Genomic DNA, 17,409 nt, shown 5'->3' on the forward strand with positions numbered 1-17,409 from the left:
CGTTCTAGGGGCATGAAAATGGAATTGAGCTTCGATCCGGCAAAGCGATTGAAAACCCTACAGGAACGGGGATTGGATTTCGCTGATGCCGCGCAGGTTTTTGACGGTCCGTCCTACACGGTGGAGGACGATAGATATGACTATGTTGAGCCGCGTTTTCAGACTTATGGCCTGATGAACGACAGGCTCATTACCGTGGTCTGGACGCCGGTTGATGGTGGAATCCGGGTCATCTCCATGAGGAAATGCAATGACCGAGAGCAGAAAGCCTTTGCCCGCAGATTGGGATGATGATGACATTCCCGAATGGACGGAGGAGATATTTGACCGGGCGGAATTTCGCATCGGCGATAGGGTTATCCGCCCCGCCACTGGCACGCTGACCCGTCCCGGCCGCCCCAAATCGGACGCCCCCAAACAACAGGTAACCCTTCGCCTCGACGCTGCCGTACTGGACGGTTTCCGCGCCACCGGGCCGGGCTGGCAAAGCCGGATCAACGCCGAACTCCGCAAGGCGCTCGGCCTTTAATCCTTAGCCCGCCCTAACCAGCCCTTCATTCGCCGGAAGAGGCCACGTTCGCTGATCGGCTCGAACATTTCGTCCGGCCCTTCGGGGTCCAGCACCTCATGGTCGGCCAGCCAGGCCTGTACGTCATTCAAATCTGGCGTCTCATAGGGACGCAGCGTCCGGCCAGGCTTCTGGCGCATTTCCTCTATCCCCGCGACCAGCCCGCGCTGCGCGACGACGCGCGCCACCCGCTCCACCGGCAGGTCGAGATGCTCGGCGATCAGATCGTCGCGGATCGCCCTGATCCTGTCCTGCCAGCCAGCATTGGCGGGCAGCGCGGTATCGATCGTCACGTCGCATTCGGTGTCCAGCCGCATCGAGCGGTTGTTCATGTTGGATGAACCGACCCGGATCAGCCGGTCATCGACGATCAGGATCTTGGCATGGACATAGATGGGAACGCCGCGCGTCGTGAAGGGATGATAGATGCGCAGCCGCCCATGGACGTCGCGCGCCTTCAAAGCCTCGAACAGACGCGCCCGCGCCGAATCCATCGCCTGCTGCTCCAGCCAGCCATCGGCCTGGGTCGGATTGATGATGACGATGTCCGGCCCGTCCGCTTCGTCCAGACGTTTGGCGATCGCTTCGGCAATGCGGCGCGACGCGAAATATTGGCTTTCGGCATAGATGCAACGCTGCGCCGCAGCGATCTGGTGGCAATAGAGCCGCTCGATCTCGATCAGTTCCTCCTGATCGTCCATTTTGGGCGCGGAGCGGGAAATGGCGACATCGACATCGGTGAATTGCACCGGCAGATGGTCGGGCCAGCAATCTTCCACCCCCTCGACCGGAGCCAGCGCATCGCCGCCCGCCCCGACCCAGCGATTGCGGGCATGTTCCCCGAGCGCCGCGGCGACAGGTCCGGTCAGCGCCGTGGTCGCATCGTGCCAGGGGCCATAGGGCGACCCATCGGGATGCAGCCGACCCGGTTCTTCATCGCGATGATGGCGCGTGTCCCATCGGTCGCCAGTCATGTCGATGCCGCCGCAAAAGGCGAAACAATCGTCAATCACCACGATCTTCTGATGGTGGGAGGCCGCGGGCGGATGATGACTGTCCAGCTTCACCGTCACGCGCGGATGGGCCATCCATTTGAGCGTCGTGAACAGGTTGGTCGGCCGCACCATCGACTTCATCGCGCCGACATCCCAACGCAGCAGGAAGATTTCCAGATCCGGCGTACGGTCCACCAGCCAACTGATGAAATCGCCGATCACCACCGGCGCGCCATCATGGACCTCATCCTCGCGCACCAGGCTGATCGCGGCGTCGAAATCCCAGCCGATCAGCATGATCCGCCGTTTCGCCTTGAGCATCGCCGTGCGGGCATGGCGGAAATAGGCATCGGCGTCGATAATCGTGCTGGCGCGCGTCGCCCGTGCGATCTGCCAGCAATCCTCTCCGGCGACGGGGCCGGCAATTGGCGCGCTCATGCGCTGCCGACCACTAGGCATCCCAGAAACATCAGCAGTCCGGCAAAGCGGTTGGATCGGAATTTGACGAGTGGATCGAGACCATCTTCGCGCAGGGTGGCGACCTGCCGCAGCAGATGCCCCGCCACCGGCAGCAATGCGGCCAGCGCCAGCATCTGGGGCCGCACCTGCCAGATCGCCCCGCTCCACAGGCCGAGCGCACACAGATAACAGAGCGCCACGCCCAGCCGGACGTGCCGCCCCATGGATAGGGCGCTGGAACCAATGCCGATCAGCGCGTCGTCCTCCCGGTCCTGCAGCGCGTAGATCGTGTCATAGCCCACAACCCAGAAAATGGTTCCGGCATAGAGTGAAATTCCCGGCAGCGTCAGCGCGCCCATCACCTCGCTCCACCCGACCAGCGCCGCCCATGAAAAGACGAGGCCAAGCCAGACTTGCGGCCAGCCGGTGATCCGTTTCATGAAGGGATAGGCCGCGACCAGCGCCAGCGACGCCAGCGCAACGACCTGGGCATAGAGGCGCAATTGCAGCAGCACGATCAGCCCGACCAGACATAGCGCAACCAGCCACAGCCAGGCCGTGCGCAGCGTCATCGTGCCGCTCGCCAGCGGGCGCGCGGCCGTGCGCGCCACTTTGCGGTCGAGATCGCGATCGACGATATCGTTGAATACGCAGCCAGCGCCGCGCATCGCGATGCTCCCCGCCAACAGCCAGAGTATCAGCGGCCAGCGCGCAAAGCCGCCCCCCGCCAGCGCCACCGCCCAGGCCCCCGGCCAGAAGAGCAGCCACCAGCCGATGGGCCGGTCGAACCGCGCCATCTGCACCAGCGCGCGCGGGGTGTCCGGCAGCCGCGCCAGCAGCCCACGCGCCTGGCTGTCGGGAACGATGGTCTGGCTCAACTGACGCACTCCATTCGGGCCGACTTGTCGACGCCCCGTTCTTCTCTAAAGACTCCCATAGCCTCCGGGCAAGTTTCGTCGAACGGAAAGCGCATCATGACCGCAACTCCCGCCTGGCCGCCACAAAGCGCGCCGCGTCTGCATGTCGAAACCCAGTTGGGGGATGGCGTGTCGGTGCCTGTCGATGGCAATCCGGCCCATTATCTGATCAGCGTCATGCGGGTGAAGCCCGACGACATCGTCCTGCTGTTCGACGGCCGGTCGGGCGAATGGGCCGCCCGCGCCCGCGACATCCGCAAGCGCGACCTGATCCTTGAATGTATCAGCCAGACCAAAGCGCCCGAATCCGTCCCGGATTTCTGGCTCTGCTGCGCCCCGATCAAGAAGGGCCGGATAGATTTGATCGCTGAAAAGGCGTGCGAACTGGGCGTGGCCAAGCTCCAGCCGGTCCTCACTCGCCGCGCCGTAGTGGACAAGCTCAATCTGGATCGTTTGCACTCCCATCTGGTCGAGGCCGCCGAACAATGCGGCCGTACCAGCCTGCCGGATCTTGCCACGATGGTGAAGCTCGATGCGTTGCTGCGCGACTGGCCGCAGGACCGTCACCTGTTCTTTGCCGATGAAACCGGCGGCGCACCGCTGGCCGCAGCCTTTGCCGCCCACCCCGGTCCCGCCGCTTTCCTGATCGGGCCGGAGGGCGGATTCGATCCTGCCGAACGCGAAGCGATCCGCGCCCACCCGCGCGCCGTGGCGGTTTCGCTTGGTCCCCGCATCCTGCGCGCCGAAACCGCTGCCATCGCCGCAACGGCAGCGTGGATGACGCTGAACGGGGACTGGCACTAAGTTTCATTTCGCTATTGGATTGAACCGTTTATAGACAGGCCCTATCTGATCAACGCCAGTCGCTGTTTGACCGGCCGAGGGGAAGCATTAAGGGCGGGGCATGAGCACCAGAACCGACTCAGCGGGTGAAGATCCCGTCATCGAAAGCCGCGACCAGTTGATCGCGGCCTTTGCAAAGGGCGAAAAGCCCAAGGATCGCTGGCGCATCGGCACGGAGCACGAGAAATTCGTCTATAACCGCAAGGATCATCACGCCCCTTCCTATGAGGAAAAGGGCGGCATTCATACGCTGCTGATCGGCCTGACCCGTTATGGCTGGAACCCGGTGTTCGAGGGCGAGAATATCATCGCCCTGTCCGGCGCCGACGGCACGATCAGCCTGGAACCGGCCGGGCAGCTCGAACTGTCCGGCGCGCCGCTCGACAATATTCACCAGACCTGCGCCGAAACCGGCCGCCATCTGGAACAGGTGAAATATGTCGGCGACATGCTGGGCCTGGGCTTTCTGGGCCTAGGCATGTGGCCAGACAAGACGCGCGCAGACCTGCCGATCATGCCCAAGGGCCGGTATGAAATCATGCTGCGGCACATGCCGCGCGTCGGCTCCATGGGGCTGGACATGATGCTGCGCACCTGCACCATCCAGACCAATCTGGACTATGGCAGCGAAGCGGACATGGCCAAGAAGTTCCGCGTCTCCCTCGCCCTGCAACCGCTCGGCACCGCGCTGTTCGCCAATTCGCCCTTTACCGAAGGCAAGCCCAACGGCTTCCTCTCCTACCGCAGCCATATCTGGTCGGACACCGATCCGCGCCGCACCGGCATGTTGCCCTTCGTGTTCGAAGACGGCTTTGGCTATGAACGCTATGCCGACTATGCGCTCGATGTGCCGATGTATTTCGTCTATCGCGACGGCAAATATATCGACGCTTCGGGCCTGTCGTTCCGCGATTTCCTGAACGGCGAACTGTCGGCCCTGCCGGGCGAAAAGCCCACGGAGAAGGATTGGGAGGATCATCTTTCCACCGCCTTTCCCGAAGTGCGGCTCAAAAGCTTCCTTGAAATGCGCGGCGCCGATGGCGGACCCTGGGGCCGCATCTGCGCCCTGCCCGCGCTCTGGGTCGGCCTGCTCTATGATCAGGGCGCGCTCGATGCCGCCTGGGATCTGGTCAAGGACTGGAGCATGGAAGATCGCCAGATATTGCGCGATTCCGTGCCGCGCCTCGGCCTTGATGCGCCGGTCGGCAAGGGCCGCACGCTGCGCGACATCGCCCGTCCCGCGCTCGACATTGCGCGTTCAGGCCTCGCCGCCCGCGCCCGTCTCAATACGGCAGGCGACAATGAAACCGGCTATCTGTCCGATCTGGAAGAGGTCGTGTCGTCCGGCAAGACCCACGCTGAACGGCTGCTGGACCGCTATCATGGCGAATGGGGCGGCGACGTCAGCAAAATCTATGCGGAAGAAAGCTTCTGATCGCGCGATGCGGGCGGCTTATTCGGCTGCCTGAATCACCGCGGCGGCGGGGCGCTTGCGTCCCGTCACCCACGCGAAGAAGCGCGGCACCGGCGCGTTGCGCTCCATCCAGTCGCTATAGGCGCGATAATCGGGGTCGGCGGACAGATGCTGTTCTTCCGTCCGGGCGCGCCAATAATAGACCGCATTGGTGAGCGCCAGCATCGCGCAATTGCGCACTATGTCGGTCATGGACCCGGACACGCTCAGAAAAGGCAGCGCCGAAAACCACCAGAACAGATTTTTCGCCAGATAGGCCGGATGCCGGGTCCAGCGATAGGGACCGTGCGTCAGGATGCCGCGATGGGTCAGGTTGGAAAAGCGCAGGCCGAACGCCACCGTCGCCCAGGCATAGATGCCGGTCAGCAGCACCAGCCATCCACCCAGCGCCCATTGCAGCACGCCCGACCCTTGCGTCCAATAATCCCATTCCGCTCCGCCCGCATGATAATCAAGCGGTCCCCCGCCCCCCATCAGCACGAACGGCGGATAGCAGATCAACGCCGCGACCCAGCCCGCCAGATAGGGGTTGGCGGTGCGGATATGCGAATCCAGCGGCTTGAAGGTCAGAATATAGCCGACCGTGGCAAGGCACACGTCGATCATGAACATGACCGCAATCAGGAAACCGGCCATCGCCACGGGATTGGCGAAGGCCTCCTCGATCCGCCAGTCCACGACATTGGCGAAATTGCCGGGCACGATGGAGACCATGAAAGCCAGGAAAAAGCCCTTCACCGTCCAGGCGCGGGCATGGTGGGCGACCTGGCGCATGTCGGGCGCGCCCGCCGCGCCGCCGATCACCCATTGGCCAAAACTGTAACTGGCGTCCTTGGGGTGCACCAACCGCCGGTCGATCCAGATGATGTAGGGGATGGACAAAGCGAGCAGCCAGGGCGCTGCAGCGGTGAACAGGTCCATCGAAAATCGGTAGTTGCCGTTCCAGTACCAGCGCGCGATGCAATAGAAGATCGCAATAGCGAGCCAGGTCGCCCACAATCCCGCAATCTTGACGATGCTAATGTCCAGCACGTCGCGCACGGGACGCGCCGGGCCACGCCAGTCGATGCCGGTCGATGCGTTGCGATGCACCTTGTCCACCATCAGCGACCACAGCACCATTGGCAGGCCGCAGGCGACGACCGCGGCCAGCCCGGCATTGGGACCGTCCATGCCGTAATGGCGCGCTACCAGCGTCCAGAGGCCAAGGCCGACAAGGCCAGCGATGCCCACGCCGTGGCTGACGGCGGATTTGGGGCAGGGATCGACGGAATCGCGCATGGTCGCTGCTCTAGCGCAAAAGGGTAAGCAAGCGGTGAAAGGCATGGCCCGCGACAACCGACAGGAATCATCTTAACCTGTAGCAAGGCCATGAACCCTTTTTATCTCAGTGCGTTATCTCAACCTAAGCTTCGACAATGGAGACAGGAGATGACGATTGCGGTGCGATTTCCCGATGGCAGCGTGCGCAACGTCCCTGCCCAGTTGAAGGAAGTCCCGGCCCTTGGCAGCGCCAATGGCCAACCAGTGTTTGAGCGTGTGCCGCTCAACTGCGATCCGGTCTGGCGTTTCCAGCGTGTCGGCGACGATTGGTACGCCGCGCCCCGCAGCGGCAGCCTTTCGGTGCTCAAGCCGATATTGCCCGAATGGTGGAGGACGGTACGGCATATGGGACTGGACGATTCGACGCCCCGCTCCGCCAAGCAAAGCCAGTCGCAGGGGCGACGCGGCCCGATCGACACTGCCGCCTGATGGGCCGGATTTGATTTCGCTCAGCCGCCCAGCACGTTGATGGTAAAGGCCAATATGCCAAGGTTGAACAGGAAGGCGGCAAGGCACTGAAACAATACGGTGCGCCGCACGCCGCTGTCAGTGATGGATATGTCGGACGTCTGGAACGTCATGCCCAGCGTGAAAGCGAAATAGAGAAAATCCCAATAGCCCGGCTCCTTCGTGTCCGGAAAATCCAGCCCGGCGCAGTCGCCGCCGCCCTTGTCCGCCCGATAGAAGATATGCGCGTAATGCATCGCGTAAATGAGGTTGGAAAATAGCCAGGCGACCAGCAATGTGGCCAGCAGCAACGCGACCACCCACGCCTTGGGCCCGCCATGCTGGCTCACGGCCACGCCGACCGCGACCAATATGACCAGGCTGACGATCCCGGTCAGCAACAGCATTAACTCCCGATTGGCGTCATTCGCCTGCGCCTTGCGCCGGATGGCGGCGGGATCGGCACGGATCAGCGGCACGACCGACACCATGAAAGCCAGCGCGGCGATGTCGAAACCCGCCATCACCGCTTCATGCCAGCGTAGCCAAAGACCAAGCGGCGCTGCCGTCACCAGCAGCGCCAGGAACATGCCATAACGCCAGGGGAAGATGGGCTGGCGGGAAATCGTGCGGCTCATGCGCCCTTCATAGCACGGCGGCGATCAGTCCGCGCGCCTGTGCTTCATTGGCCTCCAGATACCAGTTTTCAGGCGCTTTCTGGAGCAATTCCTCCATGCTGATGTCCGATCCCAGGATCAGATTCTGGAACCCTTCATTCTGGATCGCGATCGACGATTCAATCTCGTTCAGCGTCGCCTTCAACGTCGCGATGCAGGTGGAAAGCGGCCCTGACAGCTGGATATTCTTCGTGATCAGCCGCTCATGGATCATGATCCGGGTACCGCGCGTCACATAGCGATTTTCGGTGGCGAAAAAGCTCATGAAGGTCGCCCCCGCCGAATAGACTGCGGTTCGCCCCAGAAATACCAGCCGCCGTTCAGGATAAAGGTCGGAATGGAAACGAATATCCTCGCCCATCAACCGGGCAATTTCCGGGTCGCCGCCCAGGGTGGAAATTTCCACCACCACCAAACCCTGCTGCGGCGCGTTCGACAGGCAGTTCTTGAAATGCAGATACATGCCATGGTCGACCACCCCCGACAGCATGATCGATGGATATTCAAAATCCTTTGGGCCCAGCATCGGTGCGGTCATAAGCATTGTCGCGTCCTTGGAAGATCGGTGTCGCGCTGCACTACGCATGGGCGCGCAAAAGGTGCCGCGCTTTTACGCTGGCGCCGCGCGCGGGAGCCTGTAAAGAACAGATCATGACCATGGGGCAGCGGACATGATCGCGAAATTGAAAGGACGGCTCGACAGCACCGGGCTGGACCATGCCATCATCGATGTGGGCGGCGTGGGCTATCTGGTCGGCGCCTCATCCCGCACGCTCGCGGCGCTGGGCAGCATCGGCGAAGCGGTGACGATCCACACCGAAATGCTGGTCGCGGCAGATTCGATCCGCCTCGTCGGCTTCGCGCGCGCAGAGGAGCGCGACTGGTATCGGCTGCTCACCCATGTGCAGGGCGTGGGATCGCGGGTGGCGCTGGCGATCCTGTCCGCGCTCGAACCGCTCGAACTGCACCGCGCCGTCGCGATGGGGGACAAGGCGATGATCGCGCGCGCGAACGGCGTCGGCCCCAAACTCGCCCAGCGCATCGTCAATGAATTGAAGGACAAGATCGGCGCAACCCCGGCTGGTGGCCCGATCGACGCGGGCGGCGTCGCCATGCTGCCGACCGGCAGCTTCGCCGCCGACGCACTCTCTGCGCTCCAGAATCTCGGCTTCAAACCCCATGAAGCCAGCACCGCCGTCGCATCCGCCGAAGCCGAACTGGGCGATGACGCCAGCCTCGATGCGCTCGTGCGGCTCGCTCTGCGGAAGGCCGCGAAGTGATGCGGTTACACACCCGTCATGCTGAACTTGTTTCAGCATCCATTGGGCCGCACAAGCCGAAGGGGGGGGTCGATGAAGCAACCATGCGTCTATATCCTCGCCAGCCAGCCCTACGGCACGCTCTACATCGGCGTGACGTCCAACCTGATCGGTCGGCTGATGCAACACCGAACGGATGCACTGGCGGGCTTCACCAGCCGATATGGCGTCCATCGCCTCGTTCGCTTCGAGGCTTGCGATACGATGGAGCAGGCCATCCTGCGCGAGAAGCAGCTCAAGCGCTGGCATCGACAATGGAAGATCAATCTCATCGAATCGGAAAATCCCGATTGGGTCGATCTGGCGGTCAACCTCGGCTTGCCGCCGGTCCATCCACGATTGACGCACGATGGATGCTGAAACAAGTTCAGCATGACGAAGTTGGTGAGGGTCGCCCATGACCGAAGACCGCCTGCTCGCCCCCACTCGTCGCGTCGAGGATGTCGACGCCGCGCTGCGCCCGAAATCGCTCGACGAATTTATCGGGCAGGAAGCCGCGCGCGGCAATCTGCGTGTCTTTATCGAGGCCGCGAAGTCGCGGGGCGAGGCGCTGGACCATGTGCTCTTCTTCGGCCCGCCGGGCCTTGGCAAGACCACGCTGGCGCAGATCGTCGCCAAGGAAATGGGCGTGGGCTTTCGCGCCACGTCCGGCCCGGTCATCGCCAAGTCGGGCGATCTCGCTGCCCTGCTCACCAACCTCGACGAAGGCGACGTCCTGTTCGTGGACGAAATCCATCGCCTCAACCCGGCGGTGGAGGAAGTCCTCTACCCCGCGATGGAGGACCGCGCGCTCGACCTGATGATCGGCGAAGGCCCGTCCGCCCGATCGGTCCGCATCGACCTGCCGCCCTTCACCCTGGTCGGCGCGACCACGCGGCAGGGGTTGCTCACCACCCCCCTGCGCGATCGCTTCGGCATCCCGGTGCGCCTGCAATTCTACACCGTGCCCGAACTGGAACTAGTGGTGCGCCGCGCCGCCCGCTTGCTCGACCTTCCCATCACCCCCGACGGCGCTGTGGAGATTGCCCGCCGGTCGCGCGGCACCCCGCGCATCGCCGGGCGGTTGCTGCGCCGGGTGCGCGATTTCGCCAATGTCGCTGGCGTCCCCGCCGTCGATGCCAAGGTCGCCGACGCCTCGCTTCGGCGGCTGGATGTCGATGATCTGGGCCTTGACCTGATGGATCGCCGCTATCTGATGATGATCGCCGACATTTATCGGGGTGGCCCGGTGGGCGTCGAAACCCTCGCCGCCGGCCTGTCCGAAGCGCGCGACACGATCGAGGAAGTGATCGAGCCTTATCTCATCCAGCTTGGCCTCATCGCCCGCACCGCGCGTGGCCGTTGCCTCAACGGTCCGGGCTGGAAGCATCTGGGCCTCAACCCGCCGCAGGACTTCCAAAACGGGCTGTTCGACTGAGAAAAGCATGGCCGCTACGGCATGGCGGGGCTATAGCCATGGCCAAGATCAGGCGCGCGCCAGATGCGTCGGAACCGCAGGAGTCGAGCCTTGAGGGCCATCGAGACATTTCCCAACCTTGTCACCATGTTCTTCACGCGCGCCACAGAGCGCGGCGACACCCCCTTTCTGTGGCGCAAGAGCGGCGGGACATGGCATCCGCTCAGTTGGAATGAGGTCGCCCGCCGGGTCGCCGCTCTGTCCACCGCGCTCAAATCCCTGGGCCTCAAGCCCGGCGACCCGGTCATGCTGGTCAGCGAGAATCGGCCCGAATTCTGCATCGCCGACCTGGCGATCATGGCGGCAGGCTGCATCACCGTGCCGACCTACACCACCAACACCACGCGCGATCACCAGCATATCCTGACCGACAGCGGCGCCCGCGCCGTCATCGTCTCAACCGCCAAGCTGGCACAGGCGCTGATGCCCGCCGTCGTCCGCTCGCAGGCCAGCTTCGTCATCGGTATGGAGCCGTTGCGCGGCGCACAGGGGCAGGCGACCTGCCATCTGTGGGACGATCTGATCGCCGCCCACCCCACCGACGTCGCCGCCTGCGCCGCCGCCCAGACCGCAATCCGCCAGGATCAGGCCTGCATCATCTATACCAGCGGCACCGGCGGCGCGCCGCGCGGTGTGATGCAGCATCATGGCGCGATCCTGCTCAATGCCGAAGGCGCAGGCACCATCGTTGCGGAGGATTTCGGCTGGGGCGAGGAGACATTCCTCTCCTTCCTCCCCCTCTCCCATGCCTATGAACATAGCGGCGGGCAGTTCCTGCCCATGCTGCTGGGCGGGCAAATCTACTATGCGGAAGGGTTGGAAAAGCTCGCGAGCAATATCGAGGAAACCCGGCCCACCATCATGGTCGTCGTCCCCCGCCTGTTCGAAGTGCTACGCGCCCGCATCATCAAATCGATCGAGAAGCAGGGCAAATTCCCGACCTGGCTGATGGCGCAGGCGCTGCGCATCGGCGCAAAGGAACAGCAGGGCAAGGCCTCCGTCCTCGACCTGCCGCTAAAAGCCCTGCTTGCCCGCACGCTTCTTCCCAAGATCCGCGCCCGCTTCGGCGGCAGGCTCAAGGCGCTCGTATCGGGCGGCGCGCCGCTCAACCCCGATGTCGGCCTGTTCTTCGATGCTATGGGCCTCACCCTGCTCCAGGGCTATGGCCAGACCGAAGCCGGTCCCGTGGTCAGCTGCAACCGGCCCAGCGCGGGCATCGCCATGGACACGGTCGGGCCGCCACTCAAAGGGGTGGAGGTCAAGATCGCGGACGATGGCGAAATCCTCGTGCGCGGCGAACTGGTCATGCACGGCTATTGGCGCAACCCGGTCGAAACCGAAAAAGTGCTGAAAGACGGCTGGCTTCACACCGGGGATATTGGCGAATTCGATGCGAAGGGGCGCATTCGCATCACCGACCGCAAAAAAGACCTGATCGTCAATGACAAGGGCGACAATGTCTCCCCGCAAAAGATCGAAGGGATGCTGACGCTCCAGAATGAGATCGGTCAGGCGATGGTGCATGGCGACCGTCGCCCCTATCTGGTCGGCCTGATCGTGCCGGACGCTGAATGGACCCGCGAATGGGCGCAGGCCAATGGCGTCGTGCCTGCCGACGCGCATGCCAATCCGGCCTATATGGCGGCGCTGCGCGCGGCAGTGGACCGGGTCAATGCCGACCTGTCTGTGATCGAACGGGTGCGCCGCTTCATCCTGGCCGACGAACCCTTCACCATCGACAATGAGGAAATGACCCCGTCGATGAAGATCCGCCGCCATGTCATCCGTAAACGCTATGCCGATCGGATGGACGCGCTGTACAAGGCATGAGGGATTGAACGCTCTGCCTGTGCCGATCTTGGCCGCGATGGTCGCCAGCGCGCCATTGCACGCCGCAACGCCATCCGGCCCGGCCAGCATGGCCGAGCATCAGCGCCAGTGCGCGGGCAAGGATGGCTGGAGCGATCCCGCCCCTCCCGTCCGCATCTTCGCCAATATCTATGACGTAGGCAGTTGCGGCATCACGGTGCTGCTCGTCACCGGGGCGAAAGGCCATATATTGATCGACGGGGCCACCGCGCAGGCTGTCCCGGCGATCATCGCCAATATCGAGCGGCTGGGCGTGCGCCCCAAGGACGTTAAATATCTGCTCTCCACCCATGAGCATGTCGATCATGCCGGCGGGCTGCACGCCCTTCAGCAGCGCACCGGCGCCACCCTGATCGCGTCGGCGGCTGCCCGGCCAATGCTGGAAAGCGGCATCCCCGCCCGCGACGATCCGCAACGCGGCGGCCTCGATGCCTTTACCGGCGCGCGCGTCGGGCGCATCGTCAGGGATGGCGAAGCCGTCACGCTGGGATCGCTCCGCCTGACCGCCCATCTGACGCCGGGCCATTCGCCGGGCGGCACCAGCTGGTCATGGACTGCCTGCGCCGGAAAAAATTGCCGCAGGATCGTATATGCCGACAGTCTGAGCGCAGTATCGGCGGACGGGTACCGCTTTGCCGATCACCCCGCCCATGTCGCGCGCCTGCGCACGACCATTGCCAAGGTCGCGGCGCTCCGCTGCGACCTGCTCATCACGCCGCATCCATCCGCCAGCGCTCTTTACGATCGCCTAGCGGGAACTGCCCCTTTGATCGATAGCAAGGCTTGCGCCCGCTACGCCGCTGCTGCGCGTTCGAATCTGGACAAAAGGCTCGCCCGCGAAGCGGCTGCCGTCAAACGACGATAAGGGCAGCCGCTCACTTGCCGGGCGTGCGATAGGGTATGAAATCCCCCAGTGCGCAACTGCCCGTCGTCATCCCCGACATCAAATTGGCGCTGGCGGCCAGATCGCCCCGGCACAATTGCGTCCCGAAAACGCGCACGATCAGCGTGTCACCAAAGGTCAGGCCGTTGCAACTGCCCATCAGCTCATTCTTGTAGATGAGCCGCTTGTTCACGCGATAGAGCAGCACATTGTTGCTGATCACCGTCAGGTTGGTCTGCGGCTGTTGGTCGATGCAGCTGACCTTTTCGCCTGCAACCTTGCCAGCCAGCTCCTCTTCCAGCTTTGTCGCCTGCTTCTGGGTCAGGGGGGTGGGTTCGTAGCTACCGGTGCAGGCGGCCAGTAGCATGGGCGTCAGGCATATCCATGCACGCATCATGGCTCTCCTCTTTCTCTGCCCCCAAAGACGGCAACATAGCGCAGAATCCGTCAGGCCGCATCCTTCGCCGCGCGCCGCTGCGCCAGTTCATCAACGTTCCGCGCCCGCATGAAGATGTTGGTCGCCCGCTCCAGTCCGATCGTCGTCGGCACGGTCGCCTCGCCACGCGCCCGCGCAGCCTCCACTTCTACCATCCGTGCAGCCAGCGCCGCATTGTCCGGCTCCACCTCCAAAGAGAAACGACCGTTGGAGAGTGTATATTCATGCGCGCAATAGACCGCCGTATCCTCCGGCAGAGCGCCCAGCCTCGCCATATTGGCGAACATCTGCGCCGCGGTCCCCTCGAACAACCGCCCGCAGCCCATCGCAAACAGCGTGTCGCCGACAAAAACGATATGCTCGTCGGCCAAATGATAGGCGATATGCCCGGCGGTGTGAGCCGGGATTTCCATCACGGTCGCGACATGTGCGCCGATCCGCACCTCATCGCCTTCTCCCACCATCCGGTCGAGCGTGCCGATCTTGTCCGCTTCCGCCGCCGGGCCGGTAATCGTGCAACCCGTGGCCGCCTTGATCGCCGCATTGCCGCCGACATGATCCCCATGCCAGTGGGTGTTCCACACCTGCCCAATGGTCCAGCCGCGCGCCTGCGCCGCTGCCAGAACCGGATCGGCGACGGCAGGGTCGATCACCACCGTCTCGCCACTTGCTGCGTCATGCATCATCCAGACATAATTGTCGCTGAGCACCGGAATGCGGATCACTTCCAGCATAGCGCTCACCATGTACCAACATTGGGCATCGACGCCCAGGGTTCGGCCGGGTCCAGCCGCCCGTCCTGCAACAGTTCGATCGAAATGCCGTCCGGCGATCGCACGAAAGCCATATGTCCGTCGCGCGGTGGCCGGTTGATCGTCACGCCCGCGTCCAGGAAACGCTGGCAGGTCTCGTATATATTCTCGACTCGATAGGCGAGATGGCCGAAATTGCGCCCGCCATCATAGCTTTCCGGCTGGCTGCCGTCGGTCGGGGGCCAGTTATAGGTCAATTCAACCTGCGCCTCCTCATCGCCCGGCGCGGCGAGAAAGACCAATGTGAAGCGCCCCTGTTCGCTATCGAACCGCTTGACCTCTTTCAGCCCCAGCAGGTCGAAAAAGGCGATGCTTTTGTCCACGTCGGTCACGCGGATCATGCTATGCAGATATTTGGGCAAGGGTCACTCCATTCGTCGCCATAAAGCAACGGTTCATCTCGGTTCTGGCACGACAACCCTATAGATAAGGTCGCGCATCCCCCGAAGGAAGAGGAAAGCATTATGGCATTGGAATTGCGGGACAAGGTTTTGCTGGGCAGTGCCGCGTTGCTGGCGCTGGGCGTCATGAGCGGCGGCTATCTGCTGGGCGACGGGCTGAAACGGGCCAAGGCAGCGGACCGCTCTGTCACCGTGCGCGGCCTTGCCGAAAAGGATGTGACGGCAGACCTTGCCACCTGGTCGATCAGCTATTCGGCGACCGGCTTCGACCTGCCTACGGTGCGCGCCGAAATCGACAACAATACGCGCGAACTCAAAGCCTATTTTGCCAGTCTGGGCTTCAAGCCGGACGCCCTCACCCCGGTCGGCGCTGGCGTGAACCAATATCTCAACAATGGCGTCAACAATATCACCATTACCCAGCGGATGCTGCTGCGCACCACCGACATCGCCCGCGCCCAGCGCGCCGTAGCGCAACAGTTCGACCTGGTCCGCCGCGGCGTGACGCTGCAGGAAGGGTCGGGCATGCGCTACAGCTTCACCAAATTGAACGACCTCAAACCCCCGATGGTCGCCGCCGCCACCAAGGATGCGCGCAACGCTGCCGAACAATTCGCAAAGGACAGCGGCACCAGCGTCGGCGGCATCAAAAGCGCCACCCAGGGCTATTTTTCGATCGACGCACGCGACGGCGAAGGCGGCGATGGATCAAGCGATACGCCCTACAAAAAGGTCCGCGTCGTCACAACGGTTGATTTTTACCTTAAATAACAATAGTTTAGATATATGGCGGTAAAATCATTGCATATGTCTAGTTCAGTTTCGGTTTAACCGCACCCGCGGCGGGCAATCGCGACAGATTGTCCGCCGCTGCCTTCCCCGCCGCTGTCGTCGGCGCCAGCCTGACCGCGCGCTGCCAGGCCGAGCGCGCGACATCGTCATGCTGTGTCAGCACCGCGATGTTGCCTTCCTCCAGCGCCACCGACGCATCGTCAGGCGACAGTTGCACGGCGCGGGCAATATGCGCCTGCGCCAAGGCCATCTCGCCTGACCGCCGCGCCAGCGTTGCCGACAGCAGCCAGCCGAGCGGGTCCCGTGGGGCCTGAGCGAGCGCCACATCCAGCGATTCACGTGCCGCTACCGTATCGCCCAGCGCCACCAGCGCCCGCGCCCGATCGAGATGCACTTCGCCTTTCTCAAGTCCATCCGGCAGCCCCCGCGCCAGCGCCGCATCGAAATCCTGCCGCGCCTTGGCCGGATCGCCACTGGCCAGCGCCGCATTGCCCGCCTGCGCCCACAGCCGCGCGCTCTGCGCCATTTCGGCGCTGCGCTCTGCCTCCTCGGCAGCCTGCTCGAACGCGACGATCGCAGGGCCCCAGCGCTCGGCGCGGGCATAGGCAAAGCCCATGCAATGCCGCGCATAGAAACTGCCGCCGTCGATCCGCCACTTCTGGGCAAAGGCGACGCCTGCATCGGGCGCTTCGATCGCCTGATCCAGGCAGGCCTGAAAAGGCGCGGCATATTTGGCCGGAACCGGAATCCGTCCATCCTCCCGCGCCGCTGCTGGCTTGGGGGCCGCAGCCGTCGCAGCCGCCGCTGCTTCCTGCTTCTCCTTCCGGCTGCGGTTCATCACCGCCTCGATTTCCGGGTCATAGCCTTGCGCAAGGAACAGGAGCGGCAGGAAAAAGGGCATCAGAGACTATCCAGCAGGCTGGCGACGGTGCGGATCAGCAGGGCGATGTCGCTGTCGCGGGAAAGGCGGTGGTCGCCGTCCTTAACCAGCAGCGTCTGCACATCGGATGAACGCGCCTGCGCCGCAATCCGCAGCGCCGTTTCCCAGGGCACAGCATCGTCGCACTGCCCGTGCAGCAACCGCACCGGACAGTCGATGGCGATCGGTCCGCCCAGCAGCCGCGACGCCTGCCCCGATTCCCAGAAGCCCCGCGTCGTCACATAGGGCTGGTCACTATAGGGCGTTGGCTCCTCGATCCGCCCCTCGGTCATCAGCAACGCCTTGTCCGCCTCGGTAAAGCCCCAGTCGGTAAAATCGGGCGCTGCGGCGATGCCCACCAGTCCCGCCATCCGCTCTGGCCGCGCCAGCGCCACGAGCAATGCCAGCCAGCCGCCCATGGACGACCCTACCAGCACCATCGGCCCTTCGACCAGCGCATCGACCAGCAACAGCACATCGTCCCGCCAACTGGCCAGCGTGCCATCCTCGAACCGCCCGTCGCTGGCCCCGCACCCGGCATAGTCCAGCCGCAACATTGCCCGCCCGCTGCGCGCCGCCCAAGCGTCGAGCGCGATCGCCTTGCCCCCTTCCATGTCGGACATATAGCCCGGCAAAAAGACGATCGTCGGCCCCGCGCCATCCCGCTGACGATAGGCAAGGCGCACCCCGTCAGGCCGGGTAAACAAGGCTGGCGGTACGAAATCGGCATGGGTCATGGCGGGGCATCCTGTCAGGCAAAGGGCTTGATCGCCCATAACCCGGCTTTTTGCCCAAGCCACAAAAATTATCCGCTTTCCT

Annotated in this window: 21 protein-coding genes; 11 read left to right on the forward strand and 10 right to left on the reverse strand. The window is 63.5% G+C overall.

The window, feature by feature from the left end:
• The first annotated feature begins 18 nt into the window (after positions 1–18).
• On the forward strand, positions 19–291 hold the full coding sequence (locus tag AC07X9_RS12405; RefSeq protein ID WP_017182941.1) for a BrnT family toxin: 273 nt from the start codon (positions 19–21) through the stop codon (positions 289–291).
• Positions 272–529, forward strand: a complete 258-nt coding sequence (locus AC07X9_RS12410) for a BrnA antitoxin family protein (protein ID WP_017182940.1) — start codon at positions 272–274, stop codon at positions 527–529. Before AC07X9_RS12405 ends, AC07X9_RS12410 begins: the two co-directional genes overlap by 20 nt.
• Here AC07X9_RS12410 and AC07X9_RS12415 read toward each other — a convergent pair.
• Both AC07X9_RS12415 and ubiA read right to left on the reverse strand, forming a co-directional pair.
• Positions 526–2,001, reverse strand: coding sequence for a phospholipase D-like domain-containing protein (locus AC07X9_RS12415; protein ID WP_017182939.1), 1,476 nt, complete (start codon positions 1,999–2,001; stop codon positions 526–528). The two genes, AC07X9_RS12410 and AC07X9_RS12415, sit on opposite strands and share 4 nt — an antisense overlap.
• A complete protein-coding gene (ubiA, locus tag AC07X9_RS12420) occupies positions 1,998–2,900 on the reverse strand; it encodes a 4-hydroxybenzoate octaprenyltransferase (RefSeq protein WP_017182938.1) in 903 nt (300 codons plus the stop codon). Before ubiA ends, AC07X9_RS12415 begins: the two co-directional genes overlap by 4 nt.
• 96 nt (positions 2,901–2,996) lie before the next feature.
• Between ubiA and AC07X9_RS12425 the strand changes: the two genes are divergently transcribed.
• Together AC07X9_RS12425 and AC07X9_RS12430 are read left to right on the forward strand one after the other, a co-directional pair.
• Positions 2,997–3,743 carry a 16S rRNA (uracil(1498)-N(3))-methyltransferase gene (locus AC07X9_RS12425; RefSeq protein WP_017182937.1) on the forward strand — a complete coding sequence of 249 codons (747 nt, stop codon included), beginning with the start codon at positions 2,997–2,999 and terminating at the stop codon, positions 3,741–3,743.
• A 100-nt stretch (positions 3,744–3,843) separates the two neighbouring features.
• Positions 3,844–5,217 (forward strand): glutamate--cysteine ligase, encoded by a 1,374-nt coding sequence (locus tag AC07X9_RS12430; RefSeq protein ID WP_017182936.1) that lies wholly within the window; start codon positions 3,844–3,846, stop codon positions 5,215–5,217.
• A gap of 18 nt (positions 5,218–5,235) precedes the next feature.
• Here AC07X9_RS12430 and AC07X9_RS12435 read toward each other — a convergent pair whose 3' ends face one another.
• On the reverse strand, positions 5,236–6,537 hold the full coding sequence (locus AC07X9_RS12435) for a methyltransferase family protein (protein WP_017182935.1): 1,302 nt from the start codon (positions 6,535–6,537) through the stop codon (positions 5,236–5,238).
• Between the two features lie 150 nt (positions 6,538–6,687).
• Here AC07X9_RS12435 and AC07X9_RS12440 point away from each other — a divergent pair, with 150 nt between their 5' ends.
• A complete protein-coding gene (locus AC07X9_RS12440; protein WP_017182934.1) occupies positions 6,688–7,008 on the forward strand; it encodes a hypothetical protein in 321 nt (106 codons plus the stop codon).
• A gap of 20 nt (positions 7,009–7,028) precedes the next feature.
• Here AC07X9_RS12440 and AC07X9_RS12445 read toward each other — a convergent pair whose 3' ends face one another.
• Both AC07X9_RS12445 and AC07X9_RS12450 read right to left on the reverse strand, forming a co-directional pair.
• Entirely contained in the window at positions 7,029–7,664 is a 636-nt protein-coding gene (locus AC07X9_RS12445; RefSeq protein WP_017182933.1) for a DUF1345 domain-containing protein, read from the reverse strand.
• 7 nt (positions 7,665–7,671) lie between these two features.
• Positions 7,672–8,247, reverse strand: coding sequence for a peptidase S14 (locus AC07X9_RS12450; protein WP_026002350.1), 576 nt, complete (start codon positions 8,245–8,247; stop codon positions 7,672–7,674).
• Between the two features lie 127 nt (positions 8,248–8,374).
• Between AC07X9_RS12450 and ruvA the strand changes: the two genes are divergently transcribed.
• The 5 genes from ruvA (at position 8,375) to bla (ending at position 13,212) form a co-directional block, all read left to right on the forward strand.
• Positions 8,375–8,983: a Holliday junction branch migration protein RuvA gene (gene ruvA, locus AC07X9_RS12455; protein ID WP_017182931.1), complete on the forward strand. Its 609-nt coding sequence runs from the start codon at positions 8,375–8,377 to the stop codon at positions 8,981–8,983.
• Between the two features lie 72 nt (positions 8,984–9,055).
• A complete protein-coding gene (locus AC07X9_RS12460) occupies positions 9,056–9,382 on the forward strand; it encodes a GIY-YIG nuclease family protein (protein ID WP_017182930.1) in 327 nt (108 codons plus the stop codon).
• A gap of 37 nt (positions 9,383–9,419) precedes the next feature.
• On the forward strand, positions 9,420–10,439 hold the full coding sequence (gene ruvB, locus AC07X9_RS12465; protein WP_017182929.1) for a Holliday junction branch migration DNA helicase RuvB: 1,020 nt from the start codon (positions 9,420–9,422) through the stop codon (positions 10,437–10,439).
• Positions 10,440–10,565: 126 nt separating this feature from the next.
• Positions 10,566–12,308, forward strand: a complete 1,743-nt coding sequence (locus AC07X9_RS12470) for an AMP-dependent synthetase/ligase (protein ID WP_017182928.1) — start codon at positions 10,566–10,568, stop codon at positions 12,306–12,308.
• 19 nt (positions 12,309–12,327) lie between these two features.
• Positions 12,328–13,212 carry a subclass B3 metallo-beta-lactamase gene (bla, locus tag AC07X9_RS12475; protein WP_017182927.1) on the forward strand — a complete coding sequence of 295 codons (885 nt, stop codon included), beginning with the start codon at positions 12,328–12,330 and terminating at the stop codon, positions 13,210–13,212.
• Between the two features lie 10 nt (positions 13,213–13,222).
• On the opposite strand, the gene AC07X9_RS12480 is transcribed toward bla, so the two are convergent.
• Genes AC07X9_RS12480 through AC07X9_RS12490 form a run of 3 tightly spaced genes read right to left on the reverse strand, consistent with a single transcriptional unit; the run spans position 13,223 to position 14,840 of the window.
• On the reverse strand, positions 13,223–13,624 hold the full coding sequence (locus AC07X9_RS12480; protein WP_026002348.1) for a hypothetical protein: 402 nt from the start codon (positions 13,622–13,624) through the stop codon (positions 13,223–13,225).
• Positions 13,625–13,677: 53 nt separating this feature from the next.
• Entirely contained in the window at positions 13,678–14,400 is a 723-nt protein-coding gene (gene gloB, locus AC07X9_RS12485) for a hydroxyacylglutathione hydrolase (RefSeq protein WP_017182925.1), read from the reverse strand.
• 5 nt (positions 14,401–14,405) lie between these two features.
• Complete coding sequence (locus AC07X9_RS12490; RefSeq protein ID WP_017182924.1) at positions 14,406–14,840, reverse strand: VOC family protein; 435 nt, start codon at positions 14,838–14,840, stop codon at positions 14,406–14,408.
• A gap of 102 nt (positions 14,841–14,942) precedes the next feature.
• Here AC07X9_RS12490 and AC07X9_RS12495 point away from each other — a divergent pair, with 102 nt between their 5' ends.
• Positions 14,943–15,650, forward strand: a complete 708-nt coding sequence (locus AC07X9_RS12495; protein ID WP_017182923.1) for an SIMPL domain-containing protein — start codon at positions 14,943–14,945, stop codon at positions 15,648–15,650.
• Positions 15,651–15,690: 40 nt separating this feature from the next.
• On the opposite strand, the gene AC07X9_RS12500 is transcribed toward AC07X9_RS12495, so the two are convergent.
• Positions 15,691–16,572, reverse strand: coding sequence for a tetratricopeptide repeat protein (locus AC07X9_RS12500; RefSeq protein WP_017182922.1), 882 nt, complete (start codon positions 16,570–16,572; stop codon positions 15,691–15,693).
• Complete coding sequence (locus tag AC07X9_RS12505; RefSeq protein ID WP_017182921.1) at positions 16,572–17,327, reverse strand: alpha/beta fold hydrolase; 756 nt, start codon at positions 17,325–17,327, stop codon at positions 16,572–16,574. Before AC07X9_RS12505 ends, AC07X9_RS12500 begins: the two co-directional genes overlap by 1 nt.
• Positions 17,328–17,409: the final 82 nt, after the last annotated feature.

The organism is Sphingobium sp. GW456-12-10-14-TSB1 (genome assembly GCF_059424385.1).

What these genes read in the sequence shown, in the direction of transcription:
- AC07X9_RS12405 (WP_017182941.1), top strand. Translation starts at nt 19, where the DNA reads ATGGAATTGAGCTTCGATCCGGCAAAGCGATTGAAAACCCTACAGGAA.
- AC07X9_RS12415 (WP_017182939.1), bottom strand. Translation starts at nt 2,001, where the DNA reads ATGAGCGCGCCAATTGCCGGCCCCGTCGCCGGAGAGGATTGCTGGCAG.
- AC07X9_RS12425 (WP_017182937.1), top strand. Translation starts at nt 2,997, where the DNA reads ATGACCGCAACTCCCGCCTGGCCGCCACAAAGCGCGCCGCGTCTGCAT.
- AC07X9_RS12430 (WP_017182936.1), top strand. Translation starts at nt 3,844, where the DNA reads ATGAGCACCAGAACCGACTCAGCGGGTGAAGATCCCGTCATCGAAAGC.
- AC07X9_RS12435 (WP_017182935.1), bottom strand. Translation starts at nt 6,537, where the DNA reads ATGCGCGATTCCGTCGATCCCTGCCCCAAATCCGCCGTCAGCCACGGC.
- AC07X9_RS12440 (WP_017182934.1), top strand. Translation starts at nt 6,688, where the DNA reads ATGACGATTGCGGTGCGATTTCCCGATGGCAGCGTGCGCAACGTCCCT.
- AC07X9_RS12445 (WP_017182933.1), bottom strand. Translation starts at nt 7,664, where the DNA reads ATGAGCCGCACGATTTCCCGCCAGCCCATCTTCCCCTGGCGTTATGGC.
- AC07X9_RS12450 (WP_026002350.1), bottom strand. Translation starts at nt 8,247, where the DNA reads ATGCTTATGACCGCACCGATGCTGGGCCCAAAGGATTTTGAATATCCA.
- ruvA (WP_017182931.1), top strand. Translation starts at nt 8,375, where the DNA reads ATGATCGCGAAATTGAAAGGACGGCTCGACAGCACCGGGCTGGACCAT.
- AC07X9_RS12460 (WP_017182930.1), top strand. Translation starts at nt 9,056, where the DNA reads ATGAAGCAACCATGCGTCTATATCCTCGCCAGCCAGCCCTACGGCACG.
- ruvB (WP_017182929.1), top strand. Translation starts at nt 9,420, where the DNA reads ATGACCGAAGACCGCCTGCTCGCCCCCACTCGTCGCGTCGAGGATGTC.
- AC07X9_RS12470 (WP_017182928.1), top strand. Translation starts at nt 10,566, where the DNA reads ATGTTCTTCACGCGCGCCACAGAGCGCGGCGACACCCCCTTTCTGTGG.
- AC07X9_RS12480 (WP_026002348.1), bottom strand. Translation starts at nt 13,624, where the DNA reads ATGCGTGCATGGATATGCCTGACGCCCATGCTACTGGCCGCCTGCACC.
- gloB (WP_017182925.1), bottom strand. Translation starts at nt 14,400, where the DNA reads ATGCTGGAAGTGATCCGCATTCCGGTGCTCAGCGACAATTATGTCTGG.
- AC07X9_RS12495 (WP_017182923.1), top strand. Translation starts at nt 14,943, where the DNA reads ATGGCATTGGAATTGCGGGACAAGGTTTTGCTGGGCAGTGCCGCGTTG.
- AC07X9_RS12500 (WP_017182922.1), bottom strand. Translation starts at nt 16,572, where the DNA reads ATGCCCTTTTTCCTGCCGCTCCTGTTCCTTGCGCAAGGCTATGACCCG.
- AC07X9_RS12505 (WP_017182921.1), bottom strand. Translation starts at nt 17,327, where the DNA reads ATGACCCATGCCGATTTCGTACCGCCAGCCTTGTTTACCCGGCCTGAC.